The organism is Micromonospora sp. CNZ285 (assembly GCF_004637285.1).
In genome coordinates, this window is sequence record NZ_SPQD01000001.1 from 5,330,858 (window position 1) to 5,355,060 (window position 24,203).

Annotated in this window: 28 protein-coding genes and 2 pseudogenes; 18 read left to right on the forward strand and 12 right to left on the reverse strand. The window is 71.5% G+C overall.

Annotated elements, in window-relative coordinates; all coding sequences use genetic code 11:
• Window positions 1–210 precede the first annotated feature (210 nt).
• From CLT75_RS24285 to CLT75_RS24300, 4 genes are all read left to right on the forward strand, one after another.
• Window positions 211–1,587, forward strand: coding sequence for an MFS transporter (locus tag CLT75_RS24285; protein WP_135242616.1), 1,377 nt, complete (start codon window positions 211–213; stop codon window positions 1,585–1,587).
• 252 nt (window positions 1,588–1,839) lie between these two features.
• The gene (locus CLT75_RS24290) at window positions 1,840–2,619 is read left to right on the forward strand and encodes an NAD(P)H-binding protein (RefSeq protein WP_135242617.1); all 780 of its coding nucleotides are present in this window, start codon (window positions 1,840–1,842) and stop codon (window positions 2,617–2,619) included.
• A gap of 36 nt (window positions 2,620–2,655) precedes the next feature.
• A complete protein-coding gene (locus CLT75_RS24295; protein ID WP_013283252.1) occupies window positions 2,656–2,853 on the forward strand; it encodes a hypothetical protein in 198 nt (65 codons plus the stop codon).
• Window positions 2,854–2,912: 59 nt separating this feature from the next.
• Window positions 2,913–3,461, forward strand: a complete 549-nt coding sequence (locus CLT75_RS24300) for a YbaK/EbsC family protein (protein ID WP_135244116.1) — start codon at window positions 2,913–2,915, stop codon at window positions 3,459–3,461.
• 36 nt (window positions 3,462–3,497) lie between these two features.
• Here CLT75_RS24300 and CLT75_RS24305 read toward each other — a convergent pair whose 3' ends face one another.
• From CLT75_RS24305 to CLT75_RS24320, 4 genes are all read right to left on the reverse strand, one after another.
• Window positions 3,498–4,130 carry a DsbA family oxidoreductase gene (locus tag CLT75_RS24305; protein ID WP_135242618.1) on the reverse strand — a complete coding sequence of 211 codons (633 nt, stop codon included), beginning with the start codon at window positions 4,128–4,130 and terminating at the stop codon, window positions 3,498–3,500.
• 20 nt (window positions 4,131–4,150) lie between these two features.
• Window positions 4,151–4,576: a SufE family protein gene (locus CLT75_RS24310; RefSeq protein WP_013283255.1), complete on the reverse strand. Its 426-nt coding sequence runs from the start codon at window positions 4,574–4,576 to the stop codon at window positions 4,151–4,153.
• 80 nt (window positions 4,577–4,656) lie between these two features.
• Window positions 4,657–5,076, reverse strand: a complete 420-nt coding sequence (locus CLT75_RS24315; protein ID WP_135242619.1) for a CBS domain-containing protein — start codon at window positions 5,074–5,076, stop codon at window positions 4,657–4,659.
• A 54-nt stretch (window positions 5,077–5,130) separates the two neighbouring features.
• Complete coding sequence (locus CLT75_RS24320; protein ID WP_135242620.1) at window positions 5,131–6,900, reverse strand: proline--tRNA ligase; 1,770 nt, start codon at window positions 6,898–6,900, stop codon at window positions 5,131–5,133.
• A gap of 94 nt (window positions 6,901–6,994) precedes the next feature.
• Here CLT75_RS24320 and CLT75_RS24325 point away from each other — a divergent pair, with 94 nt between their 5' ends.
• Together CLT75_RS24325 and CLT75_RS24330 are read left to right on the forward strand one after the other, a co-directional pair.
• Window positions 6,995–7,372, forward strand: a complete 378-nt coding sequence (locus tag CLT75_RS24325) for a VOC family protein (protein ID WP_135242621.1) — start codon at window positions 6,995–6,997, stop codon at window positions 7,370–7,372.
• Window positions 7,369–8,142, forward strand: a complete 774-nt coding sequence (locus CLT75_RS24330) for a class I SAM-dependent methyltransferase (RefSeq protein WP_486485262.1) — start codon at window positions 7,369–7,371, stop codon at window positions 8,140–8,142. The genes CLT75_RS24325 and CLT75_RS24330 overlap by 4 nt, the downstream gene beginning before the upstream one ends.
• Here the strand turns inward: CLT75_RS24330 and CLT75_RS24335 are convergent.
• Together CLT75_RS24335 and CLT75_RS24340 are read right to left on the reverse strand one after the other, a co-directional pair.
• A complete protein-coding gene (locus tag CLT75_RS24335) occupies window positions 8,117–8,308 on the reverse strand; it encodes a DUF397 domain-containing protein (RefSeq protein WP_135242622.1) in 192 nt (63 codons plus the stop codon). The genes CLT75_RS24330 and CLT75_RS24335 overlap by 26 nt on opposite strands.
• Window positions 8,299–9,102 carry a helix-turn-helix domain-containing protein gene (locus tag CLT75_RS24340; RefSeq protein WP_013283265.1) on the reverse strand — a complete coding sequence of 268 codons (804 nt, stop codon included), beginning with the start codon at window positions 9,100–9,102 and terminating at the stop codon, window positions 8,299–8,301. The genes CLT75_RS24335 and CLT75_RS24340 overlap by 10 nt, the downstream gene beginning before the upstream one ends.
• A gap of 95 nt (window positions 9,103–9,197) precedes the next feature.
• On the opposite strand from CLT75_RS24340, the gene CLT75_RS24345 reads away from it, so the two are divergent.
• The 6 genes and pseudogenes from CLT75_RS24345 to CLT75_RS24370 all read left to right on the forward strand — a co-directional run bounded on the left by CLT75_RS24345 (window position 9,198) and on the right by CLT75_RS24370 (window position 14,104).
• Window positions 9,198–9,533, forward strand: a complete 336-nt coding sequence (locus CLT75_RS24345) for a hypothetical protein (protein ID WP_135242623.1) — start codon at window positions 9,198–9,200, stop codon at window positions 9,531–9,533.
• A complete protein-coding gene (locus CLT75_RS24350) occupies window positions 9,530–10,087 on the forward strand; it encodes a putative immunity protein (protein WP_135242624.1) in 558 nt (185 codons plus the stop codon). Before CLT75_RS24345 ends, CLT75_RS24350 begins: the two co-directional genes overlap by 4 nt.
• On the forward strand, window positions 10,084–10,599 hold the full coding sequence (locus tag CLT75_RS24355) for a putative immunity protein (protein WP_135242625.1): 516 nt from the start codon (window positions 10,084–10,086) through the stop codon (window positions 10,597–10,599). Before CLT75_RS24350 ends, CLT75_RS24355 begins: the two co-directional genes overlap by 4 nt.
• A gap of 115 nt (window positions 10,600–10,714) precedes the next feature.
• Window positions 10,715–10,963: pseudogene (locus tag CLT75_RS24360) on the forward strand (sigma factor); the annotation flags it as partial.
• A gap of 328 nt (window positions 10,964–11,291) precedes the next feature.
• On the forward strand, window positions 11,292–12,302 hold the full coding sequence (locus tag CLT75_RS24365) for an SMODS domain-containing nucleotidyltransferase (protein WP_135242626.1): 1,011 nt from the start codon (window positions 11,292–11,294) through the stop codon (window positions 12,300–12,302).
• The gene (locus CLT75_RS24370; protein WP_135242627.1) at window positions 12,299–14,104 is read left to right on the forward strand and encodes a ThiF family adenylyltransferase; all 1,806 of its coding nucleotides are present in this window, start codon (window positions 12,299–12,301) and stop codon (window positions 14,102–14,104) included. Before CLT75_RS24365 ends, CLT75_RS24370 begins: the two co-directional genes overlap by 4 nt.
• A gap of 19 nt (window positions 14,105–14,123) precedes the next feature.
• Here CLT75_RS24370 and CLT75_RS24375 read toward each other — a convergent pair whose 3' ends face one another.
• Window positions 14,124–14,441 (reverse strand): SAVED domain-containing protein, encoded by a 318-nt coding sequence (locus tag CLT75_RS24375; protein ID WP_486485263.1) that lies wholly within the window; start codon window positions 14,439–14,441, stop codon window positions 14,124–14,126.
• Between the two features lie 37 nt (window positions 14,442–14,478).
• Between CLT75_RS24375 and CLT75_RS24380 the strand changes: the two genes are divergently transcribed.
• The gene (locus CLT75_RS24380; RefSeq protein WP_013283918.1) at window positions 14,479–15,261 is read left to right on the forward strand and encodes an IS5/IS1182 family transposase; all 783 of its coding nucleotides are present in this window, start codon (window positions 14,479–14,481) and stop codon (window positions 15,259–15,261) included.
• Here the strand turns inward: CLT75_RS24380 and CLT75_RS24385 are convergent.
• On the reverse strand, window positions 15,249–16,214 hold the full coding sequence (locus CLT75_RS24385; protein ID WP_486485264.1) for an SAVED domain-containing protein: 966 nt from the start codon (window positions 16,212–16,214) through the stop codon (window positions 15,249–15,251). The genes CLT75_RS24380 and CLT75_RS24385 overlap by 13 nt on opposite strands.
• A gap of 474 nt (window positions 16,215–16,688) precedes the next feature.
• Between CLT75_RS24385 and CLT75_RS33455 the strand changes: the two are divergent.
• Together CLT75_RS33455 and CLT75_RS24395 are read left to right on the forward strand one after the other, a co-directional pair.
• Window positions 16,689–16,826: pseudogene (locus CLT75_RS33455) on the forward strand (transposase); the annotation flags it as partial.
• A gap of 92 nt (window positions 16,827–16,918) precedes the next feature.
• Complete coding sequence (locus CLT75_RS24395) at window positions 16,919–17,134, forward strand: hypothetical protein (RefSeq protein ID WP_135242628.1); 216 nt, start codon at window positions 16,919–16,921, stop codon at window positions 17,132–17,134.
• Here CLT75_RS24395 and CLT75_RS24400 read toward each other — a convergent pair.
• Window positions 17,118–18,521: an outer membrane protein assembly factor BamB family protein gene (locus CLT75_RS24400; RefSeq protein WP_135242629.1), complete on the reverse strand. Its 1,404-nt coding sequence runs from the start codon at window positions 18,519–18,521 to the stop codon at window positions 17,118–17,120. The two genes, CLT75_RS24395 and CLT75_RS24400, sit on opposite strands and share 17 nt — an antisense overlap.
• A gap of 18 nt (window positions 18,522–18,539) precedes the next feature.
• Window positions 18,540–20,006, reverse strand: coding sequence for a gluzincin family metallopeptidase (locus tag CLT75_RS24405; RefSeq protein WP_135242630.1), 1,467 nt, complete (start codon window positions 20,004–20,006; stop codon window positions 18,540–18,542).
• 253 nt (window positions 20,007–20,259) lie between these two features.
• Between CLT75_RS24405 and CLT75_RS24410 the strand changes: the two genes are divergently transcribed.
• The 3 genes from CLT75_RS24410 to CLT75_RS24420 are packed head-to-tail and all read left to right on the forward strand — an operon-like array spanning window position 20,260 to window position 22,422.
• Window positions 20,260–21,030 (forward strand): SGNH/GDSL hydrolase family protein, encoded by a 771-nt coding sequence (locus CLT75_RS24410; RefSeq protein WP_135242631.1) that lies wholly within the window; start codon window positions 20,260–20,262, stop codon window positions 21,028–21,030.
• A 2-nt stretch (window positions 21,031–21,032) separates the two neighbouring features.
• Window positions 21,033–21,479 (forward strand): hypothetical protein, encoded by a 447-nt coding sequence (locus CLT75_RS24415; RefSeq protein ID WP_135242632.1) that lies wholly within the window; start codon window positions 21,033–21,035, stop codon window positions 21,477–21,479.
• Between the two features lie 40 nt (window positions 21,480–21,519).
• The gene (locus CLT75_RS24420) at window positions 21,520–22,422 is read left to right on the forward strand and encodes a sulfurtransferase (protein WP_135242633.1); all 903 of its coding nucleotides are present in this window, start codon (window positions 21,520–21,522) and stop codon (window positions 22,420–22,422) included.
• Between the two features lie 58 nt (window positions 22,423–22,480).
• Here the strand turns inward: CLT75_RS24420 and CLT75_RS24425 are convergent, their stop codons facing one another.
• Complete coding sequence (locus tag CLT75_RS24425) at window positions 22,481–23,674, reverse strand: hypothetical protein (protein WP_135242634.1); 1,194 nt, start codon at window positions 23,672–23,674, stop codon at window positions 22,481–22,483.
• Window positions 23,671–24,201: a SigE family RNA polymerase sigma factor gene (locus tag CLT75_RS24430; RefSeq protein ID WP_135242635.1), complete on the reverse strand. Its 531-nt coding sequence runs from the start codon at window positions 24,199–24,201 to the stop codon at window positions 23,671–23,673. The genes CLT75_RS24425 and CLT75_RS24430 overlap by 4 nt, the downstream gene beginning before the upstream one ends.
• Between the last annotated feature and the right edge of the window lie 2 nt (window positions 24,202–24,203).

A 24,203-nucleotide genomic window follows, 5' to 3' on the forward strand; every position in this document is an offset into this window, starting at 1 on the left:
CGAGTCGTACGGCCGGGCAGTCGGTTGAAGGTGTCGCAGCCGTACGCCATCTCGCCTCCCGGTCTCGTCCCGGCGGCCCGACTTCCCGGCGCGGCGTCCGTTATGCCACCTCGACGGCAGAAGTTTCCGGGCCGCAACCCGCCGTTCCCGGGTGACGAGACGCGCGACACAGTTGACCTCAACCGGGGGTGAGGTCCGAGGCTGAACGCCATGACCAGCACCACCGCCGTTCCGGCTGACCCACCCGTCGACCTCTGGTCGCCGCGCCTGCGGGCGATGACTGTGGGCAGTGTCGCCCTGGTGTCCCTGCTCGCGTTCGAGGCGCTGGCGGTGGGCACCGCCATGCCGACAGTGGCGCGCAGCCTCGACGGGCTCGGCCTGTACGCGCTGGCGTTCGGCGGTTCGTTCGCCTCCGGCGTGGTGGCGATGGTCGCCTCCGGCATCTGGTGCGACGCGCGCGGGCCGCGCCCGGCCATGTGGCACGGGGTCGTCTGGTTCGTCGCCGGGCTGGTGGTGGCCGGCGCCGCGACGACGATGGAGGTGCTGGTCGTCGGGCGGGTGGTGCAGGGCTTCGGCTCCGGGCTGGTCTCGGTGGCGCTCTACGTGGTCGTCGGTCAGGCGTACCCGGAGCAGTTGCGGCGGCGGATCTTCGCCGCGTTCGCTGCGGCCTGGGTGGTGCCGTCGCTGGTCGGTCCGGCCCTGGCCGGACTGATCGTGGAACATCTCGGCTGGCGGTGGGTGTTCCTCGCGGTGCCGGCGGTGGCGATCCCGGCGGCGCTGCTGGTCCAGCCGGGGCTGCGGGCGCTGACCGCCACCGTGGCGACCCGCCCGCCGGCGGGTGCCCTGGCCCGGATCGGCTGGGCCTGCGGGGCGGGGGCGAGCGCCGCACTGCTGCACTACGGGGGGCAGCAGCGCGGCGTTCTCGCCGCCGCCCTGATCGCCGGGGCGCTGGCCGGGCTGTTCGTCTGCGTGCCGCACCTGCTGCCGGCCGGGTTCCTGCGCGCGGCGCGGGGACTGCCGACGGTGATCGGCCTGCGCGCGCTGGCGTCGGCGGCGTTCGTGGCCGCCGAGGTGGTGATCCCGCTGATGCTGTCCCGCGAGCGCGGCTTCTCGCCCACCGGCGCCGGTCTGGTGCTGACCGTCGGGGCGCTGTCCTGGTCGGTGGGCTCGTGGATCCAGGGGCGGATCGGGTCGCCCCGCTCGGCGGCGACGCTGCCCCGGGCCGGGCTCGCCTGCATCACGATCGGTACGGCGGGCGTGGCGTCGGCGCTGGTGCCCGGGCTGCCGGTGCTGCCGGCCGTGCTGAGCTGGTCGGTGGCCGGGCTGGGCATGGGCCTGCTCTATCCGTCGCTGTCGGTGCTGACCCTGGAGCAGTCCGCCCCGGCCGAGCAGGGCCGCAACAGCTCCGCGCTGCAACTGGGCGACTCGCTCGCCGCCGCCACCGTGCTGGCGCTCACCGGCGCGGTCCTGGCCGCCGGCGCGTCCCCCGGCCCGGCCGGCTTCGCGACCACGCTGGCCGTGGCAGCCGCCTGCGGCCTGCTGGGCCTGCTGCTGGCTGGCCGGGTGGTCCTCCGCCCCACCACCTGACCCCCGTCCCCTGCGCTGCTCTGCCGCCGCCCCGCCTCTGCCCCGTTGATCAAGGAGTTTGGGTCAGATTTCGAGCCTCCATCCGACACGAACTCCTTGGTCAACAACGGGAGGGCGGGGCCGGGGTGGCCGTCGAGGGCGCAGGATCGGGGTGAAAAGGGGCGGGGCGGGCGGCTGTCACGATCCGGGTCGGCGTCCCGTCCCATCGTGGAGCCGCGGTGTGGCGGCTGCGCGGGTGTGGGAGGAGTGGCGATGCGGGTGCTGGTGACCGGGGCGACCGGGCGGCTCGGGCGGGTGGCGGTGCCGCGACTGCGGGACGAGGGCTTCACGCTGCGCGCGATGAGCCGCGGGACGCGTACCGGGGACGGGGTCGAGTGGGTGACCGCCGACCTGGCCACCGGCGCCGGGCTGGCGGAGGCGGTCGCCGGGGTGGACGCGGTGCTGCACCTGGCCTCGTCGCCGCAGCGGCGCACACACGACATCGACGTGCTCGGCACCCGCCGGCTCGCCGTGGCCGCCGGTCACGCCGGGGTGCGTCACCTGGTCTTCGTCTCGATCGTCGGCGTCGACCGGGTGCCGTTGGGCTACTACCGGCACAAGCTCGCCGCCGAGCAGGTGGTGGCCGCCGGGCCGGTGCCGTGGAGCGTGTTGCGGGCGACCCAGTTCCCCGAGTTCCTTGAAGGGCTGCTGAGCGGCGCGAGCCGCCTCGGCCCGGTGATCGGGGACCGGGCGGTGCTCGCCCAGCCGGTCGACCCCGGCGAGGTGGCGGACCGCCTCGCGGTCCTGCTGCTGGCCGGACCGTCGAACCGGGTGGAGGACTTCGGCGGACCGGAGGTGCTGCGTTACGACGACGCGGCCCGCGCCTGGCTGGCGGCCCGGCGGGTACGCCGTCCGCTGCTGCCGGTCCGGATCCCCGGCCGGCTCGGGCGGGAGCTGCGGGCGGGTGGTCTCACCACGACCGCCACGCCGACCGGCGTCCGGACCTGGGCCGACCACCTCGCTGACACGTACGGGGGAACCGCCGGAAGATGAGAAACGGTCGGGTCCGCACCGGCCTACGGTGACCGCATGCTGGTCTTCGTCGCCACAGTGGTCCTGTACGTCTTCGGTTTCGTCTTCCTCTACGGCGTGATCCGGGTCGGCGTCCGGCACGGCATCGAGGACGCCGAGGCGAACCGTCCCGAGGTGCTCCGCCGCCGGCAGCTCACCACCACCGAGAGCCGGGACTTCGCGCAGGAGAACGCGTTCCTCACCAATCCCAACTGAAGGGCGGGGGCGGGGTCCGGCCGGTCGATCCGCCGGGCGGGTGCGAGGATCGCGGCATGATGGGGACGCTGAAGACGGAGCCGGCCCGGACCCGGCTCGACCTGCTGGCCCCGCCGGTCGCCGCGGCCCTGCAGGAGTGGCCGGTCGAGGCCCCGGTGGACGTGGACGACGTACTGGTCGCCCCGATCGACGCCGACCTGGCCGACACCGCTGCCTTCTGCGAGGCGTACGAGGTGGGGCTGGAGGAGTCGGCCAACTGCGTGGTGGTCGCCGGCAGGCGCGGCGGCGAGATCCGGTACGCGGCCTGTGTCGTGCTCGCCACCACCCGCGCCGACGTGAACGGCGTGGTCCGCAAGCTGCTCGACGTGCGCAAGGCGAGCTTCGCGCCGATGGCCGAGGCGGTCGAGTCGAGCGGCATGGAGTACGGCGGCATCACGCCGATCGGCCTGCCGGCGGACTGGCCGATCCTCGTCGACTCGCGGGTGATCGCCACGCCGCACGTGATCATCGGGTCGGGCGTACGGCACAGCAAGATCGCCCTGCCCGGGCCGGCGCTCGGCGCGCTGCCCGGGGCGAGGGTGGTGGAGGACCTGGCCCGGCCGGCCTAGGTTCTCATCCGCATCGATCTTGTTCCACGTGAAACATCAGGCTGCCGCTTCGCGCTGCGCCACCTCGCGCAGCGCGGCGAGCAGCGTCTCCGGCTCCTGGGCGCCGGTGACCGCGTACTTCCCGGCCAGCACGAACGTCGGCACGCTGGAGACGCCGAGTTGGTGGGCGGTGCTCAGGTCGGCGGCGACCTCCCGGCGGCCCAGGTTCGACTCCAGGTACTGCCGCGCCGCGGTCTCGTCCAGCCCGGCCTCGCCGGCCAGCGTGACGAGCGCGTCGATCGAGCCGACGTCGACGCCGGCGTGGAAGTGCGCCCGGTAGAGCCGCTCGACCATCTCGGCGGAGCGCCCGTGCTCGGTGGCGAACCGCACCAGCCGGTGCGCGTCGAACGTGTTCGCGGCCACCGCCCGGTCGAACCGCAGGTCGAGGCCCGCGCCCGCGGCGACGCCCGTGACGTGCGCGGCCATGCCCTCGGCCTTGTCCCGCCCGCCGAACTTGTCGCCGAGCGCCTCCAGCAGCGGCTTCGGCTCGGTGACCGGCGTCGGGTCCAGCTGGAACGGCCGGAACCGGACGTTCACCTCGCCGTCGTACGACTCCAGGGCCTGTTCCAGCCGGCGCTTGCCGATCCAGCACCAGGGGCAGACCACGTCGGCGTAGATCTCGATGTCCATGACCAGCGACAACCCGCGGGTCAGGAGATCTGTTCCCGGACCTGGCGCTTGAGCCGGGCCAGGATGGCGGTGCCGCCGCGTACGCGCAGCGGGCTGATCGCCTGCGCCAGGCCCATCCGCTGGTAGAGGTCGTCCGGTACGGCAAGCACCTCCTCGGCGCTCGCCCCGGCCAGCCCTTCGGCGAGGATGCCGGCGAACGCCCGGGTGGTGGGCGCCTCCGGCGGGCAGTCGAAGACGGTGCTCACGGTCTTGTCCGCGTTTACTTCGGCGCGCAGGAAGAACGCGGTCTGGCACTCGGGGACCTGCTCCAGCTCCTCCCGGTTCACGCCCTCGGGCAGGGGCGGGATCACGTCGGCGAACTCCAGCAGCATCTCCAGGACGACGTCGCGGGGCGCGGCGGCGAACTCGTCGACGATCTCGGCCAGCTTGGTCGGCATCTCGGGCATGGGTCGAGGCTATCCGCCGCCGAGCGCCGCCACCCGGCGGTGCCGGGCGGGGCCCCGCGTCACGCGAGCAGGGCCCGCCCTCACGCGTTCGGTGCGGCCTCGCTGATGTCGCTGAGCGCCGACTGGGGGTCGAGCTGCATGGCGAGGTCGCCGAGGGAGACGATGCCGACGAGCTTGCGGTCGCTGTCGCACACGAGCACCCGGCGGATGTTGCGTTCGCGCATCAGCGCCGCCGCCTCGTTCGCCGTGCAGTTCTGCTCGATCATCACCACCTCGCGGGTGATGATCGAACCGATGGTGGTGGTGCCGGGGTCGGCGCGTTCGGCCACCGCCCGGACCACGATGTCGCGGTCGGTCAGCATGCCGGCGAGCGTGGCGCCGTCGGTCACCACCACGTCGCCGATGTCCGACTCCTTCATCACCCGGGCCGCCTCGTCCAACGGGGTCTCCGCCGGGAGGTAGACCACCTGCCTGGTCATCACGTCACTGACGCGGAACATGAGAGCCTCCGAACGCTTCGGTCGATCCGTCTGCGGTACCCGGTGGCGCGATCGCTACACCCCGTCGCGGCGCGTTGCGCCCACCTCGTCGCGCAGGCGCTCCACGATGGCCTCCACCGGCAGCTCGGTGCGCTCGCCGGTGGCCCGGTCGCGCAGTTCCACGTACCCGTCGGCCAGGCGGCGGCCCACCACGACGGCGCGCGGGATGCCGATCAGCTCGGCGTCGGTGAACTTCACCCCGGCGGACACGTGCGTGCGGTCGTCGACAAGCACCCGCAGGCCGGCGGCGGCGAGGCGCCCGCCGAGGTCGAGCGCCGCGTCGAGCTGCGGTCCCTTCCCGGCAGCGATCAGGTGTACGTCGCACGGCGCGACCGCCGCGGGCCAGACCAGCCCCCGGTCGTCGTGGTGCTGTTCGGCCACCGCGGCGACCGCCCGGGAGACGCCGATGCCGTAGCAGCCCATCGTGGGCCGGACCGGCTTGCCCTCGGGGCCGAGCACGTCGACCGCGAACGCGTCGGTGTACCGGCGTCCGAGCTGGAAGATGTGCCCGACCTCGATGCCCCGCCGGATGGTCACCTCGCCGTCGGCGCAGGCCGGGCAGCTGTCGCCGGGCCGCACCTCGGCGGCCTCGATCGTGCCGTCCGGTACGAAGTCGCGCCCGCACACCACGTCGGTGGCGTGCCGGCCCGGCTCGTTCGCGCCGGTCAGCCACGTGGTGCCGGGCACCACGCGGGGGTCGACCAGGTAGCGGATGCCGTGCTTGGCCAGGATCTGCGGCCCGATGTAGCCGCGGACCAGTTCCGGGTGCGCGTCCCAGTCCTCGAAGATCGCCACCGTCGCCGGGGCGAGCACCGCCTCGACCCGCTTGAGGTCCACCTCGCGGTCGCCGGGCAGGCCGATCACCAGCGGCTCGCCCTGTTCGGCGCCGGGCCGGCGGACGGTGAGGACCACGTTCTTCAACGTGTCGGCGGCGGTCCAGCCGGTGCGCCCGCCCAGCTTCCGGGCCTCGGCCAGCTCGACCAGGGCGGCGATGGTCGGCGTCTCCGGGGTGTCGTGCACCTCGGCGGGCGGGTGCGCGTCGGGGTCACCGGCGGCCGGGGCACGTGTGACCACCGCCTCGGTGTTCGCCGCGTAGTCGCAGGCGGTGCAGCCGACGAACGTGTCCTCGCCGACGGGCGTGGCGGCCAGGAACTCCTCCGAGGCGGACCCACCCATCGCGCCGGACATCGCGTGGACGGTGGTGAAGTCCAGGCCGAGCCGGGTGAAGACGCGCTCGTAGGCGGCCCGGTGCCGGTCGTACGCCGCCTGGAGCCCGGCCTCGTCCAGGTCGAACGAGTAGGCGTCCTTCATCAGGAACTCGCGCCCGCGCAGCAGACCGGCCCGGGGCCGGGCCTCGTCGCGGAACTTGGTCTGGATCTGGAACAGCGTCACCGGGAAGTCCCGGTACGACGTGAACAGGTCCTTCACCAGCAGCGCGGCCAGTTCCTCGTGGGTCGGTGCGAGCAGGTGCTCGGCGCCCTTGCGGTCGGCGAGCGTGAAGATGTCGTCCCCGTATTCCGTCCACCGCCCGCTGGTCCGGTACGGCTCGGCCGGGAGCAGCGCCGGGAAGTGCACCTCCTGGTCGCCGATCGCGGTCATCTCGTCCCGCACGATCGCGGTGATCCGGTCCAGCACGAGCTTGCCCAGCGGCAGCCAGGTGTAGCCGCCCGGCGCGGCCCGGCGGACGTATCCGGCGCGCAGCAGCAGCCGGTGGCTCGGCACCTCCGCGTCGGCCGGGTCCTCGCGCAGGGTCCGGAGCAGCAGGGTCGACATGCGCAGCAGCATTGGCGCAGCTTATGGCGCGAGCGGACGACCGGGCGATCCCTTTCCGCGCTCGTGTCGGGTGAGGTTGTCGCAGGGGCGGGGTAGGAAGGGTGGCATGGTGGATCGACCGACGTTGGAGCTGAGCAGTTTCGTGCTCGACGCACCGTCCGCACAGGATCTCGCCGCGTTCTACGAGCGGCTGCTCGGCTGGCACCGGCGGGAGGACGAGCCGGACTGGGTGGTGCTCGCTCCGCCGGGCGGCGGCACCTGGCTGGCCTTCCAGGACGAGCCGGCCTACGTGCGCCCGGTGTGGCCCGCCGGGCCCGGCGACCCGCCGATGATGACCCACCTGGACATCAAGGTCGACGACCTGGAGGCCGCCTCGGCGTACGCGGTGTCGGTGGGCGCGACACCGGCCGACTTCCAGCCGCAGGACGACGTCCGGGTGCACCTCGACCCGGCCGGTCACCCGTTCTGCCTCTACCTCTCGTGACCGGCGGCGCCACCGCGTCGGCGCGCGCCACGAGCCAGTACGCGACGACGACGGGCAACCTGACCGCCCGCATCGCACTGCACTCGTACGGCACGAACCCGCAGGGCTGGTTCGCCTGGCTGGGCGAGCGGCTGCCGCTGTCCGGCGTCGTGCTGGAGGTGGGCGCTGGCACCGGCGAGCTGTGGCACCGGATCGGCCACCGGCCCCGGCTCACCCTCACCGACTTCTCGCCCGCCATGTGCGCGCGGCTGCGCGAGGTGCCCGGCGCGCGGGTGCTGCGCTGCGACGCCACGTACCTGCCGTTCCGTGCCGGCGTCGCCGACGCGGTGATCGCCAACAGCATGCTCTACCACCTGGACGACCCGGATGCCGCGCTGCGCGGGTTCGCCCGGGTGCTGCGTCCCGGCGGCCGGCTGGCCGTCGCCGTGAACGGCCGCGACCACATGGCCGAGCTGAACAGGCTCGGCCCGGTGATCGGGCGTCCCGACCTGGCCGTCCGGTTCCACGACCGGATCGACGTGACCGCCGAGGCGACACCCGCACGGGTCGCCGCCCACTTCGACGACGTGACTGTCGAGCGCTACCCGGACGAGCTGGTGGTGCCCGCCGCGGAGCCGATCCTGGCGTACGTCGCCAGCATGATCGGGCCGCTGACCGCCGCGCAGGAGGCGGCGGCCCGCGCCGCGATCGAGGCCCGCATCGACGCCGAGGGCGCCTTCCGGGTACGCAAGCACACGGTGCTGATCAGCGCTGCGCGCGGCTCCCGCTGACGCGGACGAAGGTGCGCCAGGCGTCGGGCGTGAAGGTGAGCACGGGTCCGGCCGGGTCCTTGCTGTCCCGCACCCCGACCACCCCGGCCAGGTTGTCCGCCACCTCGACACACTCGCTCTGCCCGCTGCGACTGGACTTGCGCCAGAGCGCGCCGATCAGCTCCATGACTCGACCACTTCCTTCATCAGCTCGATCGACTGGCGGCGAGACAACGCCTCACTTCGGACGCTCTCCCATCTGGACAGCAGGATAGCCACGTGCTCATCTTTGTCGATCACTGTTCCGCCGAGCTGGTTCTCGAGATAGCCGATCCAACCGCCGTCACCACCTCGGGCAAGGGTGAACGGTCCGGTCAGTCCGATGTGCAGTCCCACGTCGGCCGGAATGACGTGTACCGCGATATGAGGATGGCTGCTCGCCTCGATCAGGTGCGCGACCTGCTGACTCATCAACCCGCGAAAGCTCTCGTCGGCGCGGCGCAGCACGGTTTCCTCGATCACCGCGACGAACTTGGGTGGGTCGGCGCCGGCCAGAACGGTCTGCCGGTCGAGCCGGACCGCGAGCCGCCGTTCGGCCTCCTGCTCGGCGAGCATGTCGTCCGTGCGGATCATCGCGCGGGCGTAGTTCTCCGTCTGTAACAGGCCCGGGATGAGGCTCGGCTGATAACAGCGCAACTGCTGCGCCTGGCGTTCGGCTTCGAGCCAGGGGCGGAACCAGCTCGGCTGGCCGTCACGCTCGGCGAGCTTGAGCAGCGACATCAACAGCCCGCCGGTGCCGAGCACCTCGTCGGCCCGGGCGAGGAAGAACCTGTCGAGCGGCCGGTGGCCCAGCTCGACCGCCGACACCTGGGAGCCGGAGAAGTGCACGAGCCTCCCGAACTCCTCCTGGCTCAGCTCGGCCCGCACCCGCAGCCGCCGCAGTTGCGCGCGGATCAGCTCGGCGGTCGGCTCGTTCTCCACACGCCCTCCCCAGTCGGCCGGCGGTCTCCCGGCCTCTCCCCGGACCGGCCGCGACGACTTCCGAGAGTAGTGGTCAGCTCAGCAGACTGTCACGCATGAACCTTCCCGTACTGCGGCTCGGGCCGTACCCCGATCGGCCCCGCCCCTACCCGCCGGACCACCCGGCCCACCTGCCGATCCGGCCGCTCTGGCTCTGCCGCGCCTGCGGCGGCCCGTGGCCCTGTGCGCAGACCCGCCTGCTGCTCAAGGTCGAGTACGCGGACCACCCCGTCGACCTGGCCGTCTACCTGTCCGGGCTCTACCACGAGGCCACCCACGACCTGTTCCGCCTCAACCCGCAGGACGGGCCGACCCCGCGCGAGCTGTTCGAGCGGTTCGTCGGCTGGGGCCCGTACCGGCGCGGCATCACCGATACGATGCCCGCGACATGACTGCGCCCGGGGACTTCGACCTGACGATGGACGAGTTGCGCGAGGTGGCGCGGTACGCGGTCCGGCACGCGGAGGACGTCCTCCCGGTCTACGAGCGGGCGGTCCCCGATGACCCGCGTCCCCGCGCGGCCGTCGACGCGGCGTGGACGTTCGCGCGCGGCGCCGCCCGGACGAGACTCCAGCGGGTCACGTCCCTCGACGCGCACCGGGCCGCCCGGTCCGCGCCCACCGAGGCCGCCTGCCTGGCCGCCCGGGCCGCCGGTGACGCCGCGGCGGCCGCGTACCTACACCCGATCGCGAAGGCCACCCAGGTCGGTCACATCCTGCGGGCCGCCGCCAACGCCGCACGCGTCGCCGAACTGGAGGCCGACGGCGACGAGACCGTAGGCACGGCGGTGCTGGACGGATACCGGCGGCTCGCCACCCCCGTGCTTGTCGACGTGCTGCGCCGCTATCCGCCGCTGACCGGCGGCGGCAGCCGGGTCGCCCGGCTGATGAGCACACTGGACCACGACCTGCGCCAGGGCGCCGCCGGGCCGGAGGCCGCGTCGTGATCCTGCCGAAGGTCCGCGATCCCCGGTTCACCACGATCCGCCGGGGCGGCACGCTCACCGACGAGCACCACCACCTGCTGGCGCTCTGGGCCGCCACCTGCGCGGAGCACGTCCTCGGCCTGTTCGAGGCGGTCCGGCCGGACGACAGCCGCCCACGTGAGGCGATCGAGCACGCCCGCGCATGGGTGCGGGGCGAGGTCAGGATGATGGAGGCGCGTGCGGCGGGCGGGCACGCCATGGGCGCGGCCCGGGACCTGCGCGGCGCTGCCCGCAACGCCGCGTACGCCGCCGGTCAGGCCGCCGTCGTGGCCCACGTCGCCGCCCACGAACTCGGCGCCGCCGCGTACGCGATCAAGGCGGTACGCGCGGCGGCGCCCGCCGGTCTCGCCGAGACGGCCGGGCGGGACGAGTGCCGGTGGCAGCGCGACCAGCTCCCGGCCGAGATCCGCGAGCTGGTCCTGGACGACCAGCGGCTGCGCAACGACATCTGCTGGTCGGTCTTCGACTGCTGACGCCGGCCGGGTCCTGTCGGGAAAGTGCCACAGGTGGCGGCAACCATGGTGCGGGCGGGTGGCGTCTCGGAAGGCGTCACGCCGATGCACCAGCTGACCCCAAGGACCGGCTCGTGTGGATCTTCTCCTGACTGAGTTCGACCTGTTCGTCCGAACTCGTGCGCCCGCGCTACTGCGCTCCGCCTACCTGCTGACCGGCGACCAGCACCTGGCCGAGGATCTCGTCCAGTCCGCGCTGGCCCGTACACACCGTGCCTGGAACCGGTTGCACGAGACCGGCAACGCGGAGGCGTACACCCGGAAGGTCATGTACCACCTGCAGGTCTCCTGGTGGCGGCGCCGCCGGGTGGCCGAGTCGATGCCTCGACTCCTGTCCCCAAAAGTTGTCGTACCCAGCGACTACGCTCAATCGCGCTCGGCAACGAGAGAGCGGCGGCGATGGACTGGCTGGACCTCAACGGAGGACGGGCGTTCCGCAGGTGGCGTCGCTATTCAGATGCGCGGAGATGTAGATGGCAGATAGCTCCACCCGTTCGAACGACCCGTCGGCAATCCAGCCGCCGGCGCCTTGTGCCGCGCTGCCTGGAGCCCGGGTGCTTCGGTGATTCCTGCCCATCTACAACCGGGAGGTTCCCCGATCACGTCGAGCGTGTCCACGCCCAGTTTTCCGCCTAATTCACCCGGAGTGGATTTTGAAACACACGGACTACTTCAAAAACTTTCTTGACAAAACCGTCAACCTGTCCAAGTTCAAGCTTGAGTTGCTGACCGAGCGGGTAGACAGCATCTACGGCGTCCTGAAGGACGACGAGGATCTCGGTCCGCTGATCAAGAAGAAGATCCCGCAGGGCTCTTGGCCCCAGAGGACCATCATCAACCCGCAGAACGGGAAGCCGTTCGACGCTGACTTCATGGTGCAGATGGTCGAGGACCCCGACTGGGCCGACGACCTGAGGAAGTACGGCGATGCGATTTACAAGGTGATCCACAACATGTCGCCCTACAAGGACATGCCGCATGGCCGGAAGTGCCGGTGCGTCTACGTCACCTACGCGAACAACGCGATGCACGTCGACATCGTTCCGTTCGTGGTCCGCGCTGACGGGACTCAGTGGATCATTAACCGAGACACCAACGTGTGGGAGCGCACCGACACCGACGGTTTCACTAGCTGGATGAAAGAGAAGGACGCGATCGCGGGAAACCATCTTCGTGAGGTCATTCGCATCATGAAGTTCTTGCGCGATCACAAGAACTCGTTCACCGGGACAAAGTCGATCCTGCTCACGACAGTGCTGGGTATGCAGGTCGAAGCCTGGCGCAAAGTCCTGGAGCCCGGATATTACGCGGACCTACCGACCGCGCTGCTGCACATCGTCTCCGACCTCGACAAGTGGCTTCAGGCTAACCCGACCAAGCCAGTGATCATGGACCCGTCCGGTTCGGGCACCTCGTTCGACCACCGGTGGTCGCAGGAGACCTACGCGTATTTCCGGGACCGCATCCACACTCACGCCGCCGAGATCAAGGCCGCCTACGATGAGACCGACTTCGACGAGAGCGTGAAGAAGTGGCAGGGCTTGTTCGGTGACGGCTTCACGGCCCCGAGTTCCTCTACGTCGAGCGGGAAGTACAGCACCGTAGGAACGGGTGCTGGCACGGCCGGCGCCGCAACCGTCAACCTCTCCGGAAGAGCGGGGTGAGTAAGCGGGGCCTCAGCGACTGGCAACGCCAGGTACTGGCCGAGCTAAATGCCATCGCGGAAGCGTTCCCGGGAGACGTCGAAGTGATGGGACGCCATCGCATTGACCAATCCGGGGCATTACGGTTGCGCCTGCGGCTTTGGACCGCCGACCTTCCTCGCGTTGCTCGCGGCATGCCGTTGGGCGAGCATGAGGAGTTCATCGTCACCGTCGGGGCGTCCAGTCTGACACCGCCACGTGTAGAGGTCGATCACCTTCGGTTTCTTCATCATGCGCACGTACTCCAGGGACATCGCCTGTGCCTCTACCTCGACCCGTCGAGGGAGTGGGACCCGATCAACGGCTTTGGCGGTTTCCTCGACCGCCTTGTCGACTGGCTCGCCGACGCGGCGGGCGGTCGTTTCGACGCCCAAACCGCGCTGTACCACGCCGTCGGCGGCGTGCTTCACGCCGCCGACGGCGCTCCCACCGTCGTCGTGCGAGACACGATTCAAACCGGCAAGCGCGCGCGCCACGCATGGCTGGTGGCTCGCACGCCGCACCGATTCGACCTGCACCTCAACCGTCCCGCAGAGCCCGACCAAGGCGACCACATCCCCGTAGTCATACTCGACGCCGATCTCCCCTTCGGCGCAGGGATTGATCTCGGCGCGCTTCTGCAGACGGTCGACGACCCCTACCATGGCCGTCCTGCCCCCGACGGAGCGTTCCTGCAGCGGCGCAGCACCTCCCGCACTTCAGCGGCGATGTTGACCGTGCTCGGGGCAAGCGCCATCCGAAAGGCCACCGGCACACCGCAACGAATACTCATCGCTGTCCCTCACCCGACTGGCGGCCCTCCGCACCTGCTCGCCGCAAGCATCCCGGGCGTCGGAGCCGATCACATCCGAACACTCGTCAAGGCGGGCAGGAAGAAGAGTTCCATGATCGACATCGATCCGGTAAAGATTGACCCGGCGACGCCGCTGGAGTGGTTGCCGGTCTCTGACGAGCGTGAGGAGGTCACGACGCGTCGCGACTCGGCGCGGCCGGTCGCCGCTTACGCGGGTAGGACAGCTCACGTCTGGGGCTGCGGTGGCCTCGGCTCATGGATCGCGGAGTATCTCGTCCGCGCTGGAGCCAAGAAGGTCATCCTGTGCGACCCGGGCACCATCTCAGGCGGCCTCTTAGTCCGACAGAACTTCGTGGAGGCCGATGTCGGCAACACGAAGGTCGAAGCGCTTGCTCAGCGTCTGCGCGCCATCAGTGACACGGTCGAGGTAGTTGCGACACGGGCCCTGGTCCCCGGCGAAGAGGATCTCGCCGAGGCTGACCTGATCATCGATGCCACCGTCAGCATTGCGATCAGCCGACTTCTCGACAGTTTCGCTGCCGCTTCTGGCCAGCGGCCGGTGATGGCCCAGGTCGCTGTCGACGCTCGGACAGGAACGCTAGGCATCATGACTGTTTCGATGCCGCCACTGAGGGCTGGCCCACTGACCATTGACCGGAAAGCTGGAGCGCAAATCCTCCAGGATGGAGCGCACGAGGCATTCCACTGCCTGTGGAAGACTTCGGCATCTGGCGACGAGATCATCCCAACGCGAGGATGCTCGACACCTACGTTCCACGGGTCTGCCGCCGACCTGGCCGGGGTGGCCGGGAGTCTGATCAGCATTCTCGGCGCTCATCTGAACGCCGGAACGGCCGTCTCCGGCACGCACCTGATCTCGCTCCCGCACGGCGAAGCCGGGCCATTGCGCGCCTTCGTGCCGGCCCAGGCGCCAGCCCTCGGAAGGACGCCGGCCGACGACGCTGATTGAGGACCCACCGGTCCTCCTTTCACCCGTTGATCACGAGCACACCTTCATACAAATCGCGGCCGCGTTCATAGACTGTCACTGGCGGGTGGGCGTCCCGCATGACCGCGCGGCCGGCCTCAATGGCAACCGAGACCGGCGCCGACGCGACGAGGTGCCACCGCCGTGCGGCCGGGTACCGCGACTCGGCAGTGGCGAGAGCTGCTCGCCATTGCTCGGCGAAGTTGGCCAGCGATTGCTCGTGCGAAATCAATGAGCCATTTTCATCGTGACGGCGCAGGTCACGGGCGGTGTGGGAGGCCGGTGTCCAGGTAGGACGAGGCTCCCGGTAAGACAGCAATCGACCAAGATCAGATGCCCCAACCGGGAGCCTCGCTGTGCTGTCTTACCCTGCCGCGATTCCGTTGTCCACCCGCAGCCTGAACCACCTCGCCGCCCTCATCCGAACCCGCCGCCAGCAGCAACGGTCTCGGTGGCGACGCCTCGACCCCGGCCGGCAAGCCCTGCTCGCCCTGGCCCACCTGCGCAACGGCGACACCTACACCCGCCTGGCCGCCGGATTCGACATCGGCGTCACGACCGCCTGGCGTTATGTCCGCGAGGCCATCGACCTGCTCGCCGCGACCGCCGACGACCTGGCCACGGCCATGACCAGGATCCGTCTGCTCGCCTACGCAATCCTCGACGGCACCCTGATCCCGATCGACCGGGTCGCCAACCAGAAGCCGTACTACTCCGGAAAACACAAGCGTCACGGCGTGAACGTGCAGGTCATCGCCGACGCGGCCGGGCGTCTCGTCTGGGCCTCGGCCGCGCTGCCCGCCTCGACGCACGACCTGACCGCCGCCCGCACCCACGGCATCATCGACGCCCTGGCCAGCACCGACGTGATGACCTTCGCGGACAAGGGCTATCAAGGCGCCCCCGGCAGCGTGCGCACCCCGTTCAAGCGGCGCCGCTTCCGGCCGAAGCTGTCACGCCGGCAGAAGGCCGTCAACCGAGCGCACGCGAAGATCCGCGCCCGCGGCGAACGCGCGATCGCCACCCTCAAGACCTGGAAAATCCTGGTCAAGCTGCGCTGCTGCCCACGCCGAGCGACCGCGATCGTGCAGGCCATCCTCGTCCTGCACCGCGTCGAAGCCGACCGCTACGCAGGATGAAAATGGCTCAATGTAGGGTCCGGAGGGATGTCGACCGGTCGGATCTCAACACGCGGCGCTCCTGCGATCTCGTCAGGCAAAAACGCCAGATTCACGTCACTCGTGATCGCACACACGAGCACGACGTCCTCGACGTCGCCCTGTGAGTTGGTAGCAGACACCTCAAACTCCACCGGCTCACCCTGATTCGTCCAAGACCAACCGACGAACTGATCTCGGTGCTTCTGGAAAATCCGGGTCGGCGTCTTGTCGTCCAGTTGCCAACCCAGGTAGACAAGCAGCGGGATCGGCGCGATCGCAAAGACAGATATGTGCTCGACATCGCCGCTGTCGACGGCCTGGCGCACGAGATTCAACGTATCGTCGATAGCCTGCTGGCCCGCATCCCAGAATCCGCGGCCTCCTGCTGCACCGTGGATGCGGCACGTGAAGTCGCCGCTCCGCTGGGTTTCAACAAGGCCGAGGTAATTTACCGCCAAGAGCGTCTCCCCGACCTCACGCTGGGAAGCGAGCGCGAGCGAGCCTCGGATTTGACTGCCGACGCGGAGCGCTGCGGTCCGGGTCAACCCGCCGTTCTCGGTGACCATCTCAATACGCCGTTCGAACGACTCCTTGATCTCGCGAAGTTTCTCGGGAGGAAAGAAGTCGATGTGTTCGGGATGATCGATGACCTTGTGACAGTCGTGGCACAGGAGGAGTAGATTCTCCTCGGACTCGGTATCCACGACTCCGTCGTCATCCTTGCGGCGCGGCGAGCCGGAGCCTTCGGTGGCACCGATGTTGTGCGCGAGTTCGGCAAGAAGGACCGAGTGAAAGTACGTTCTGGAGTCACCGAGAAGACGTCGGTTACAGATCGTGCACCGACCTGCCGTACGTGCCCACAGGGCATTGCGGACGGTGTCCTTGATGGCGCCGCGCTTGATGGTCGTGTCGCGCCGATCGGCAGTAGTCACGGTGAGCCTTGCTGTAGTCGACGAGAGTGGTGTCCTAGCGTGGTCTCGATTGAGGCTCGCCGCCTACACCTGTGATGACGGCGGGTGCACGAGTCTCCGACTCAACCCCTTCCGCCTACTGAGATATATGTCACTCGATGTGACCAGTCCTGAAAGTTTATTCAGCGGTGAGTGGGCGGACCTGAAGGGACTGCGAGCGACCTGAACGGACTGGATAGCACTCCACCGGACTGGAGTCAAGACCTGGTGGCCGTTCCGCCCGGAATTGGGGCTTGGCTCGACGGGTGTTTCCGGGGCGTACTGGTTGTACGTCCCGCATCGCCAGCTGGCGCGGGCGGCCACAGAAGGGGGCGGGCAGGCACTCCTGAGGTTCCCCCGGTAGCTCGGAGGCTTTCGATCATGCTCTGATGGAGCTAAAGGGAGTCATCCGTGGCAGCACCGAAGAAGTACCCCGATGAGCTGCGTGAACGTGCGGTGCGTTTGTATCGGGAGTCGGACCCGAAGCCCGTGATCCGCCAATTGGCCCGCCAGCTTGGGGTGCATCACGAGGCGTTGCGGAACTGGATCCGCCAGGACGAGGCCGACCGCGGGCAGCGTGACGACCGGCCGACCAGCGGGGAGTTGGAGGAGTTGCGCCGGCTGCGGCGGGAGAACGCCGAGTTGAAGCGGGCGAATGAGATCCTCAAGGCCGCCTCGTCAACGCCGTGCTCGACACCCGGACCGGCGCGGAGGTGCCGCTGCCGCTGGACGGACGTCAACTGCGGCAGGTCTTCTTCCAGCCGGACGGGTCGATGGTGGTCCGGGTCCGCAGCGGTGACCGCTACACGGTGGTACTGGTGGACGCGACCGGCAGGAAGATCACGGAGCGGGCGGAGCCCTCGGCTCTGCGGGACATGCAGATCGTCAGCGCAGGACGGTGATCGCGGCGTCCGCCGTGACCTGCTTCCACGGCACCAGCACCACGGTGCCGTCGCGTTCCAGCACCTTCGCGTCGCTGCCCTCCGTGCCGGCCGACAGCGGCGCCTCGGCCACCACGCTCACCTTCCCGGTGGCCGGGTCGATCCGGACCAGCCGCGGGGCGAGGTCACGCCGGTCACCCACCTCCCACGCCAGCACGCCCTGCTCGTCGAGGCGGACGAGTTCCACCTCGCTGTCGGTGTGCCCGGACGACACCCAGCGCCGCTTCCCGGTGGCCAGGTCGATCGCCACCACCTGGTTGGCCTGGCGCATCTTGCCGCCCACCGGAGAGGCTTCGGTGGGCAGGTAGAGCGTGTCCGCGTCGGCCAGGTGCGGCCGGATCCCCGGCCCGCTCACCGTGTTGGAACGGTTGACCGGCAGGTCGCTGAACCGCGTACCGTCGACGGGGTTGCCGAACGTGGCGCGCGCCTTGCCGGCGGCGTCGCGCGCGACGAACGTCTCGGTGCTCAGACCGGGCAGGCTGACCAGCGGGTCGACGCTCAGCACCCCGTCGCTCTGCTGCGCAGCAGGCAGTTGCTGCTGCCAGCGCGGCTTGCCGGTGGCCGGGTCCAGGCCGAGCAGCGCACCCCGGTCGCCGTCGCAGAGCGCGGTGACCACGGCCTGGTCCCCGGTGGCCTGCGCGTCGGTCAGGCGGCAGTCGCGGCCGGGCAGCAGCCGGTCGGCGTCGGTCTGCCACAGCCGCTTGCCGTCGGCCAGCGCGTAGCCGAGGACGTTCTCGCCACTGCGGACGACGACCTGCCCGGCGGCGACCGACAGGTCCGGGGCGACGATCTCGGACCGGCCCGTCCGGCGTTCGACGGGGAACGTCGCTCGCCACGTCTGCGTGCCGGCGGCAGCGTCGAACCCGACGAGCGTGTCGCACGACTCGGCGGAACCGAGCGCCACCACGCCGCGCCCCTCGGCCAGCGTCTGCGCGGCCGTGCACAGCGAGGTCGCCTGCGGCGCGGGCACGCCCCACGCCTGGGCGCCGTCGTCGAGCCGGTAGGCGATGACGCCGTCCGGCTGGGCCCGCACCACCGCGTCGCCGATCAGCCAGGCGCCGAACATGTCCTGCCCGTCGTACGTCTTCAGCCCGTTGCGCTGCAGCTCCGGGAAGTCGAGCACCCACGCGGTACGCAGCTTCGTCCCGTCCTCACCGCCGCCGACCAGCCGGGACACGCCGTAGGCGGTGCCGGCCGCGACCGCGAGCACCGCCACCAGGCCACCGGCGACCAGCAACGCCACGCGTCCGCGCCGCTTCGGCGCCGCCGGCGGCGCACCGGCCGGACCCGGCCAGCCCGCCGGTGGGTACGCGGGCGGCGGCTGCTGGTGCTGATGCTGGTACGTCATCGGTCGTCTCCGTTCCCGTCAGCGCGCCTGCGCGCGGACGTAGTCGGCCCAGCCGGCCTGGAACTCGTCGAGCGACACGCCCAGCACGTCCCGGGCGGCGCGGTCGGTCGGGGTGCCGGCGTAGACGGCCTCGACGAAGCGGAACAGCTTCGGCTCACCGTGCTTCTCGGCGAGGTGGTTCATCGCGGTGTGCCCGAGCCAGTAGTGGAAGCTCAGCCGGCCGGGGTCGTCCCAGTCGCCGTTGCCGGGCAGCGTGCCGTTCCACCCGTCGCGGACCAGCTTCCGGGCCTGCGCGGTGCGCTCGCTGGCACCGAGCGGGCGGCCGTGGAAGGCGACGTACTCGGCGAAGCCCTCGACCACCCACTCGTCGAGCTTGCTGAACTCGTCCACAGCGGCCAGGTCGGTGCGGGGCGTCATCATCGAGTGCGCGATCTCGTGCCGCAACACCATGCCGGCGTCGTTGTCCCCGCCGGAGCGGGTGAAGTAACGGTCGCTGGTGTCCACCACGATGCGGGTGCCGCCGATCGTGGCCCTGCCGTCCTTCTGCTCGGCCGCGACCATGCCCAGCGAGAAGCCCGCCTCGGTGGCCTTCTCGGTGCCGATCCGGTAGAGCGAGGTCATCTCGTCCTTGCCGTCGGCGAGCGTGACCACGAACCTGTCCGACACCGGGCCGGGCGGCGCGCTGGCCCGCCACACGGCCAGGTTGCTCGTCACCGACCTGTCGACGGCCGGGGCGTACCGCCTCGCCAGGTCGGCCCGGGCCGCGTCGGTGATGATCAGGGCGAACGGGGTCCGCTCGACGTGGATGTCCCGCCACTTGTCCCACGGCCCGGGGTAGTAGACGGTCTTCGAGCCGCCGTTGCCGGCGGCCGGCGCGCCGGTCACCTCGGTGACCCGGATCGGCGCGTCCCGGCCGGCGCGGACGACCGTCCAGCGGTACCACTCGGCGACCGGGGCCCGGTCGAAGCCGTCCAACTGGTGCACGAAGGAGACGTCGAGCTGGAACGTGACGCCCTGCCCGAAGGCGTCGCCGGCGCGGCCCTGCCGCTCGACCGTCTCGTAGCGGGCCACCGACAGCGGCAGCTTCGCCAGGTTGCGGAACAGCTGGGTCTGCCCGGTGACCAGCTCCTTGCGGGCCGGGTCGAACGCGGCCAGGTAGCCGTCCAGGTCCTTGGCCGCGAGCGCCTTGCTGTGCCGGTCGAGCAGGGCGGTCAGCTCGGCGTTCGTGACGGTGACGCCGTTCGCGCCGGCTGCCGCCTTCGGCGCCGGGCCGTCCTCGTCGTCGCCGCGCAGGCCCAGCCCGACACCGACCGCCGTGCCGGCGCAGACCGCCAGCGCGAGCGCCCCCGCCGCGAGCCCGATCCAGAGCCCACGGCGGGACTTCGGCGCCGGGGGCGGCGGCGCCCACGGCACCGGCTGCGCGGGCGGCGGCGCCGCGCCGTACCGGGGGTCGGCGTGGCCGGGCGGTGGGTGCCCCTGCGTCATGTGGTTCCTCGCTCGTGCCGGGTGCGGGACCGGCCGGACGGTTCGCGCGGCCGGATGACGGCAGACATCATCCCCGGTCCGGGCGACGGATTCTGCCCCGCCGGTCGTGTCCGGCGGATTTGTCCCCTCGGGTGACTGTCGTGAACAGGACGTCGAGACATCCGCCACGTCCGGGGTTCAGGGTCAGCGGGACCGGTCCGCGCGGTGACAGACTGTGCGACGCACTTCTGCCGGGACGTCTGAGGGAGGCGCCGTGCGCTGGCGCAGCTACGTGGCGGTGGGCGACAGCTTCACCGAGGGCATGGACGACGCGTATCCGGACGGCAGCTACCGGGGCTGGGCCGATCTGGTCGCCACCCGTCTCGCCGTCGAGGCCGGGCCCGACTTCGGCTACGCCAACCTGGCCATCCGCGGCCGGCTGTTCCCCAACGTGGTGGCCGAGCAGGTGCCGTCCGCGCTGGCCATGAAGCCCGACCTGATCAGCTTCGCGGCCGGTGGCAACGACGTGCTGCGCCGCAGCTTCGACCCGGACACGTTCGTCCCCCGCTTCGACTCGGTCGTGCAACGGCTGCGGTCCGGCGGCAGCGACGTGGTGCTGTTCCGGTTCGCCGACGTGATGGCCCGGCTGCCCGGTCAGCGCCTGGTGGCGCCCCGGGTCGCGCTGCTCAACCGGGCGGTCGGCGAGGTGGCCGAGCGGCACGGCGCGATCCTGGTCGACCTGTACGCCGACGACACCTACCTCAACCCGCTGCTCTGGAGCACCGACCGGCTGCACCTGTCGGCCGCCGGGCACCGCCGGGTCGCCGCCCAGGTGCTCACCGCGCTCGGCGTCGGCTGCGACGAGGAGTGGCTGATGGTCCCGCCGCACCCGGCGCCCAGCCCGTGGCTCGCCGCGCGCGCCGCCGACCTGCGCTGGGCCGGCCGGCACCTGGCACCGTGGATCAAGCGCCGGCTGACCGGGCGGTCCTCCGGCGACTTCATCACCGCCAAGCGGCCGGTGCTCGGCCCGGTCGACGCCGGCTGAGCGTGCGTACCGTCCACGCCGCGGACCTGCTGCGGCTGACACCCGACGACCCACCCCGCGCCGGGCTCGCCGTCGTGGTCGCCGGGGACCGGGTCGAGGCGATCGTGCCCACGGCCGAGCTGTCCGGCGCGTACCCCGGGGTGCGGGTGCGGCGGTGGGCCGGCACGCTCGGGCCGGCGCTCGTGCACGACGGTCCGCTGCCCCCGGCGCCCACGCCCCGCGAGCGGGTGCACGCGCTGTTCCGGCTCGGCGTCGCCGCGGTGGTCGAGGAGCACGTGGCCGATCCGGCGCTGCGTTCCGCCGCAGCCCGCAACGAGGTGGCGGTGCTGCCCGCCGCCCGGCCGCCCGCGCTGGTGACCGGCGGGCGGGCCGACCTCGCCGTGTTCGACGCGGACGGCTCCTGCCTGGCGACAGTGGTCGCCGGCCGCCTGGTGCACCGCCGCGCCTGACCGGCACCGCGCTCCGCGGATCCGGCGTACCTTGGGGATCATGCCTGTGCCGAGCGATCCGCATCCCCACCTCCAGTCGTACGCCGACCCGCAGCGCCTGGTCACCACCGAGTGGCTGGCCGAGCACCTGGGCGACGAAGGGCTCGTGGTGGTCGAGTCCGACGAGGACGTGCTCCTCTACGACACCGGCCACATCCCCGGCGCCGTCAAGGTCGACTGGCACACCGAACTCAACGACCAGGTCACCCGCGACTACCTGGACGCCGCGAGCTTCGCCGAGCTGTGCGCGGCCAAGGGCATCGGGCGGGACGACACAGTCGTCTTCTACGGCGACAACTTCAACTGGTGGGCCGCGTACGCCCTCTGGGTCTTCTCCCTCTTCGGTCACCGGGACGTGCGGCTGCTCGACGGCGGCCGGCAGAAGTGGATCGCCGAGGGGCGCGAGCTGACCCGGGACAAGGTGAGCCGGCCCCGCGCCTCGTACCCGGTGCCGGAGCGCAACGACGCGCCGATCCGGGCGTACCGGGAGCAGGTCATGGCGCACGTGGCCGCCGGCCGGCCGCTGGTGGACGTGCGGTCGCCCGGCGAGTACACCGGCGAGATGCTGCACATGCCGGACTACCCGCAGGAGGGCGCGCTGCGTGGCGGGCACATCCCGGGCGCGGTGAGCAAGCCGTGGAAGTCCGCCGCGAACGACGACGGCACGTTCAAGTCCGCCGACGAGCTGCGCGCCATCTACGCCGACCAGCTCGGGCTGAGCCCGTCCGACGACGTGGTGGCGTACTGCCGGATCGGCGAGCGGTCCAGCCACACCTGGTTCGTGCTGCACCACCTGCTCGGGTTCCCGCAGGTGCGCAACTACGACGGCTCGTGGACCGAGTGGGGCAACCTGGTCCGGGCCCCCGTCGTGAAGGGCGACCAGCCCGGCGGCCTGACCCGCTGAGCGTCCCGGCCGGTCCCGCTCGTCTCCGCGCGGCGGGACCGGCCGGGTTCCAGGCTGGTCAGCGGGCGGCTATCGACAGCCGGCCGGGGACGTTGCTCGCCACCCAGTCGACGGCGCCGGTCTCCGGCCGCCACCGGGCCAGCCCGGCGTCGTAGCGGAACAGCAGGTCACCGTCGGCGGTCCAGCCGTACACCTCGCAGCACCCCTTGGTCCGGCCCTCGCGTCCCAGGTCGAGCAGGCGGGTCACCGCCCCGGTGCGGGCGTCCAGCACCGCCACGCCCTCGGCGCCGCTCATCGTGCCGGCGGGGCCCGCGGTGGTGGTCCAGCCGGCCTGGCCGATCAGGTCGCCGCGCTGCCAGCCCCGCCCGTAGACCTCGTTCACCTGGTAACCGGGGGGAAGCGCCCCGGCGGTCACCGGCCGCCGCTCCGGCGCGCCACCGGAGGCGGGGAAGCGGCGTACGGCCAGGCCGCCGTCCCCGGACCAGCCGCCCACGGTGAACAGGTCACCGGGCCGGGCGGGCTCGGGCACGACGAGCGTCCACGGGTCGACCGGGAGCTTCCGCGCCGACCCGGTGCGCCGGTCCAGCTCGTACGTGGTGTCGTTGTCACCGACCAGCAGCCGGTCCCCGGCCCAGAGCACGTGTTCCAGATAGCCGGTGAGCGGATAGCGGCGGACCTCGCCGTCGGTCAGGCCGATCACGACCACTTCGCCGGTCTGCGCGAACGCGGCGGTCCGGCCGTCCGGCGACAGGCTGCCCGGCTTGAGCGGGGTGGCCTCGTTGCCCTCGGCGTCGCGGGTGGGCGCGAGCGTCACCACGTCGAGTTCCCGGACCATGCCGTCGTCACCCAGCACCCGGACCGGGCCGGCGTCGCCGGTCTCCGGGTCGACCGGCTGGTACAGCGCCAGCGCCCGGCTCACCGGCCGGCCGGAGAGGCGGTAGGCGACCCGGTCGCCGAGCCGGCCCAGCGGGTCGCCCGCCTCGCCGAGCCGGTCCGGGGGCCGCTGCACCACCGGCGCGCTCGGTGCCGCCGTCACAGTCGGGCGGGGCGGTGCGGCAGGTGGCGGGCCGGAGCGGTGCAGGAGTGCGGTCGTACCGCCGCCGAGCAGGACCACGGCGACGGCTGCGGCGCCGGCGGCCCGGCGGGCGCGGCGGACCTGCCCGGCCCGGTCCCATCCGGCCTCGGCCGGCCGGGTCGGCCGGATCTCCTCGGCGGCCCGGGTCAGCAGCCGGGTCAGCTCGGGTTCGCTCACGGGTTCGCCTCCATCCCGGTCACCAGGCCGTCTCCGGACGTGCCGGGGGCGGGTACGGCGTCGCGCAGCTTGCGCAGCGCGTCGTGGCACTGGCTCTTGACGGTGCCGACGGTGATGCCGAGCGCCTCGGCGGTGGCGACCTCGGTCAGGTCCTCGAAGTAGCGCAGCACCACCACGGCCCGCTGGCGTGGTGGCAGCCGGTCCAGCGCCGCGCGCACGGTGAGCCGCAGCGCGGCGTCGGCGTCGGCGCCCGGCCGGTCCGGTGGGTACGCGCTGAGCCACTCCCGCCGCCGGCGCCGCCACCAGGAGACAGCGTCGCGGTAGAGGATGGCGCGCACGTACGCGGCCGGGTCGCCGTCGCGCACCGACGACCAGCGCAGCGCCAGCTTGAGCAGCGCGTCCTGGAGCAGGTCCTCGGCCTGGTGGCGGTTCCCGCAGATCAGGTACGCGGCGCGCAGCAGCCGGTGCTGGTGCGACTCGACGAAGGCGAGGTAGTCCGCCCGCCCGTCGTCCGCGTCCCGCCCCATCC

Excerpts from the sequence above, each read along its gene's own strand:
- CLT75_RS24285 (WP_135242616.1), top strand. The coding sequence starts at position 211 with ATGACCAGCACCACCGCCGTTCCGGCTGACCCACCCGTCGACCTCTGG.
- CLT75_RS24290 (WP_135242617.1), top strand. The coding sequence starts at position 1,840 with ATGCGGGTGCTGGTGACCGGGGCGACCGGGCGGCTCGGGCGGGTGGCG.
- CLT75_RS24295 (WP_013283252.1), top strand. The coding sequence starts at position 2,656 with ATGCTGGTCTTCGTCGCCACAGTGGTCCTGTACGTCTTCGGTTTCGTC.
- CLT75_RS24300 (WP_135244116.1), top strand. The coding sequence starts at position 2,913 with ATGGGGACGCTGAAGACGGAGCCGGCCCGGACCCGGCTCGACCTGCTG.
- CLT75_RS24305 (WP_135242618.1), bottom strand. The coding sequence starts at position 4,130 with ATGGACATCGAGATCTACGCCGACGTGGTCTGCCCCTGGTGCTGGATC.
- CLT75_RS24310 (WP_013283255.1), bottom strand. The coding sequence starts at position 4,576 with ATGCCCGAGATGCCGACCAAGCTGGCCGAGATCGTCGACGAGTTCGCC.
- CLT75_RS24315 (WP_135242619.1), bottom strand. The coding sequence starts at position 5,076 with ATGTTCCGCGTCAGTGACGTGATGACCAGGCAGGTGGTCTACCTCCCG.
- CLT75_RS24320 (WP_135242620.1), bottom strand. The coding sequence starts at position 6,900 with ATGCTGCTGCGCATGTCGACCCTGCTGCTCCGGACCCTGCGCGAGGAC.
- CLT75_RS24325 (WP_135242621.1), top strand. The coding sequence starts at position 6,995 with ATGGTGGATCGACCGACGTTGGAGCTGAGCAGTTTCGTGCTCGACGCA.
- CLT75_RS24335 (WP_135242622.1), bottom strand. The coding sequence starts at position 8,308 with ATGGAGCTGATCGGCGCGCTCTGGCGCAAGTCCAGTCGCAGCGGGCAG.
- CLT75_RS24345 (WP_135242623.1), top strand. The coding sequence starts at position 9,198 with ATGAACCTTCCCGTACTGCGGCTCGGGCCGTACCCCGATCGGCCCCGC.
- CLT75_RS24350 (WP_135242624.1), top strand. The coding sequence starts at position 9,530 with ATGACTGCGCCCGGGGACTTCGACCTGACGATGGACGAGTTGCGCGAG.
- CLT75_RS24400 (WP_135242629.1), bottom strand. The coding sequence starts at position 18,521 with ATGACGTACCAGCATCAGCACCAGCAGCCGCCGCCCGCGTACCCACCG.
- CLT75_RS24405 (WP_135242630.1), bottom strand. The coding sequence starts at position 20,006 with ATGACGCAGGGGCACCCACCGCCCGGCCACGCCGACCCCCGGTACGGC.
- CLT75_RS24420 (WP_135242633.1), top strand. The coding sequence starts at position 21,520 with ATGCCTGTGCCGAGCGATCCGCATCCCCACCTCCAGTCGTACGCCGAC.
- CLT75_RS24430 (WP_135242635.1), bottom strand. The coding sequence starts at position 24,201 with ATGGGGCGGGACGCGGACGACGGGCGGGCGGACTACCTCGCCTTCGTC.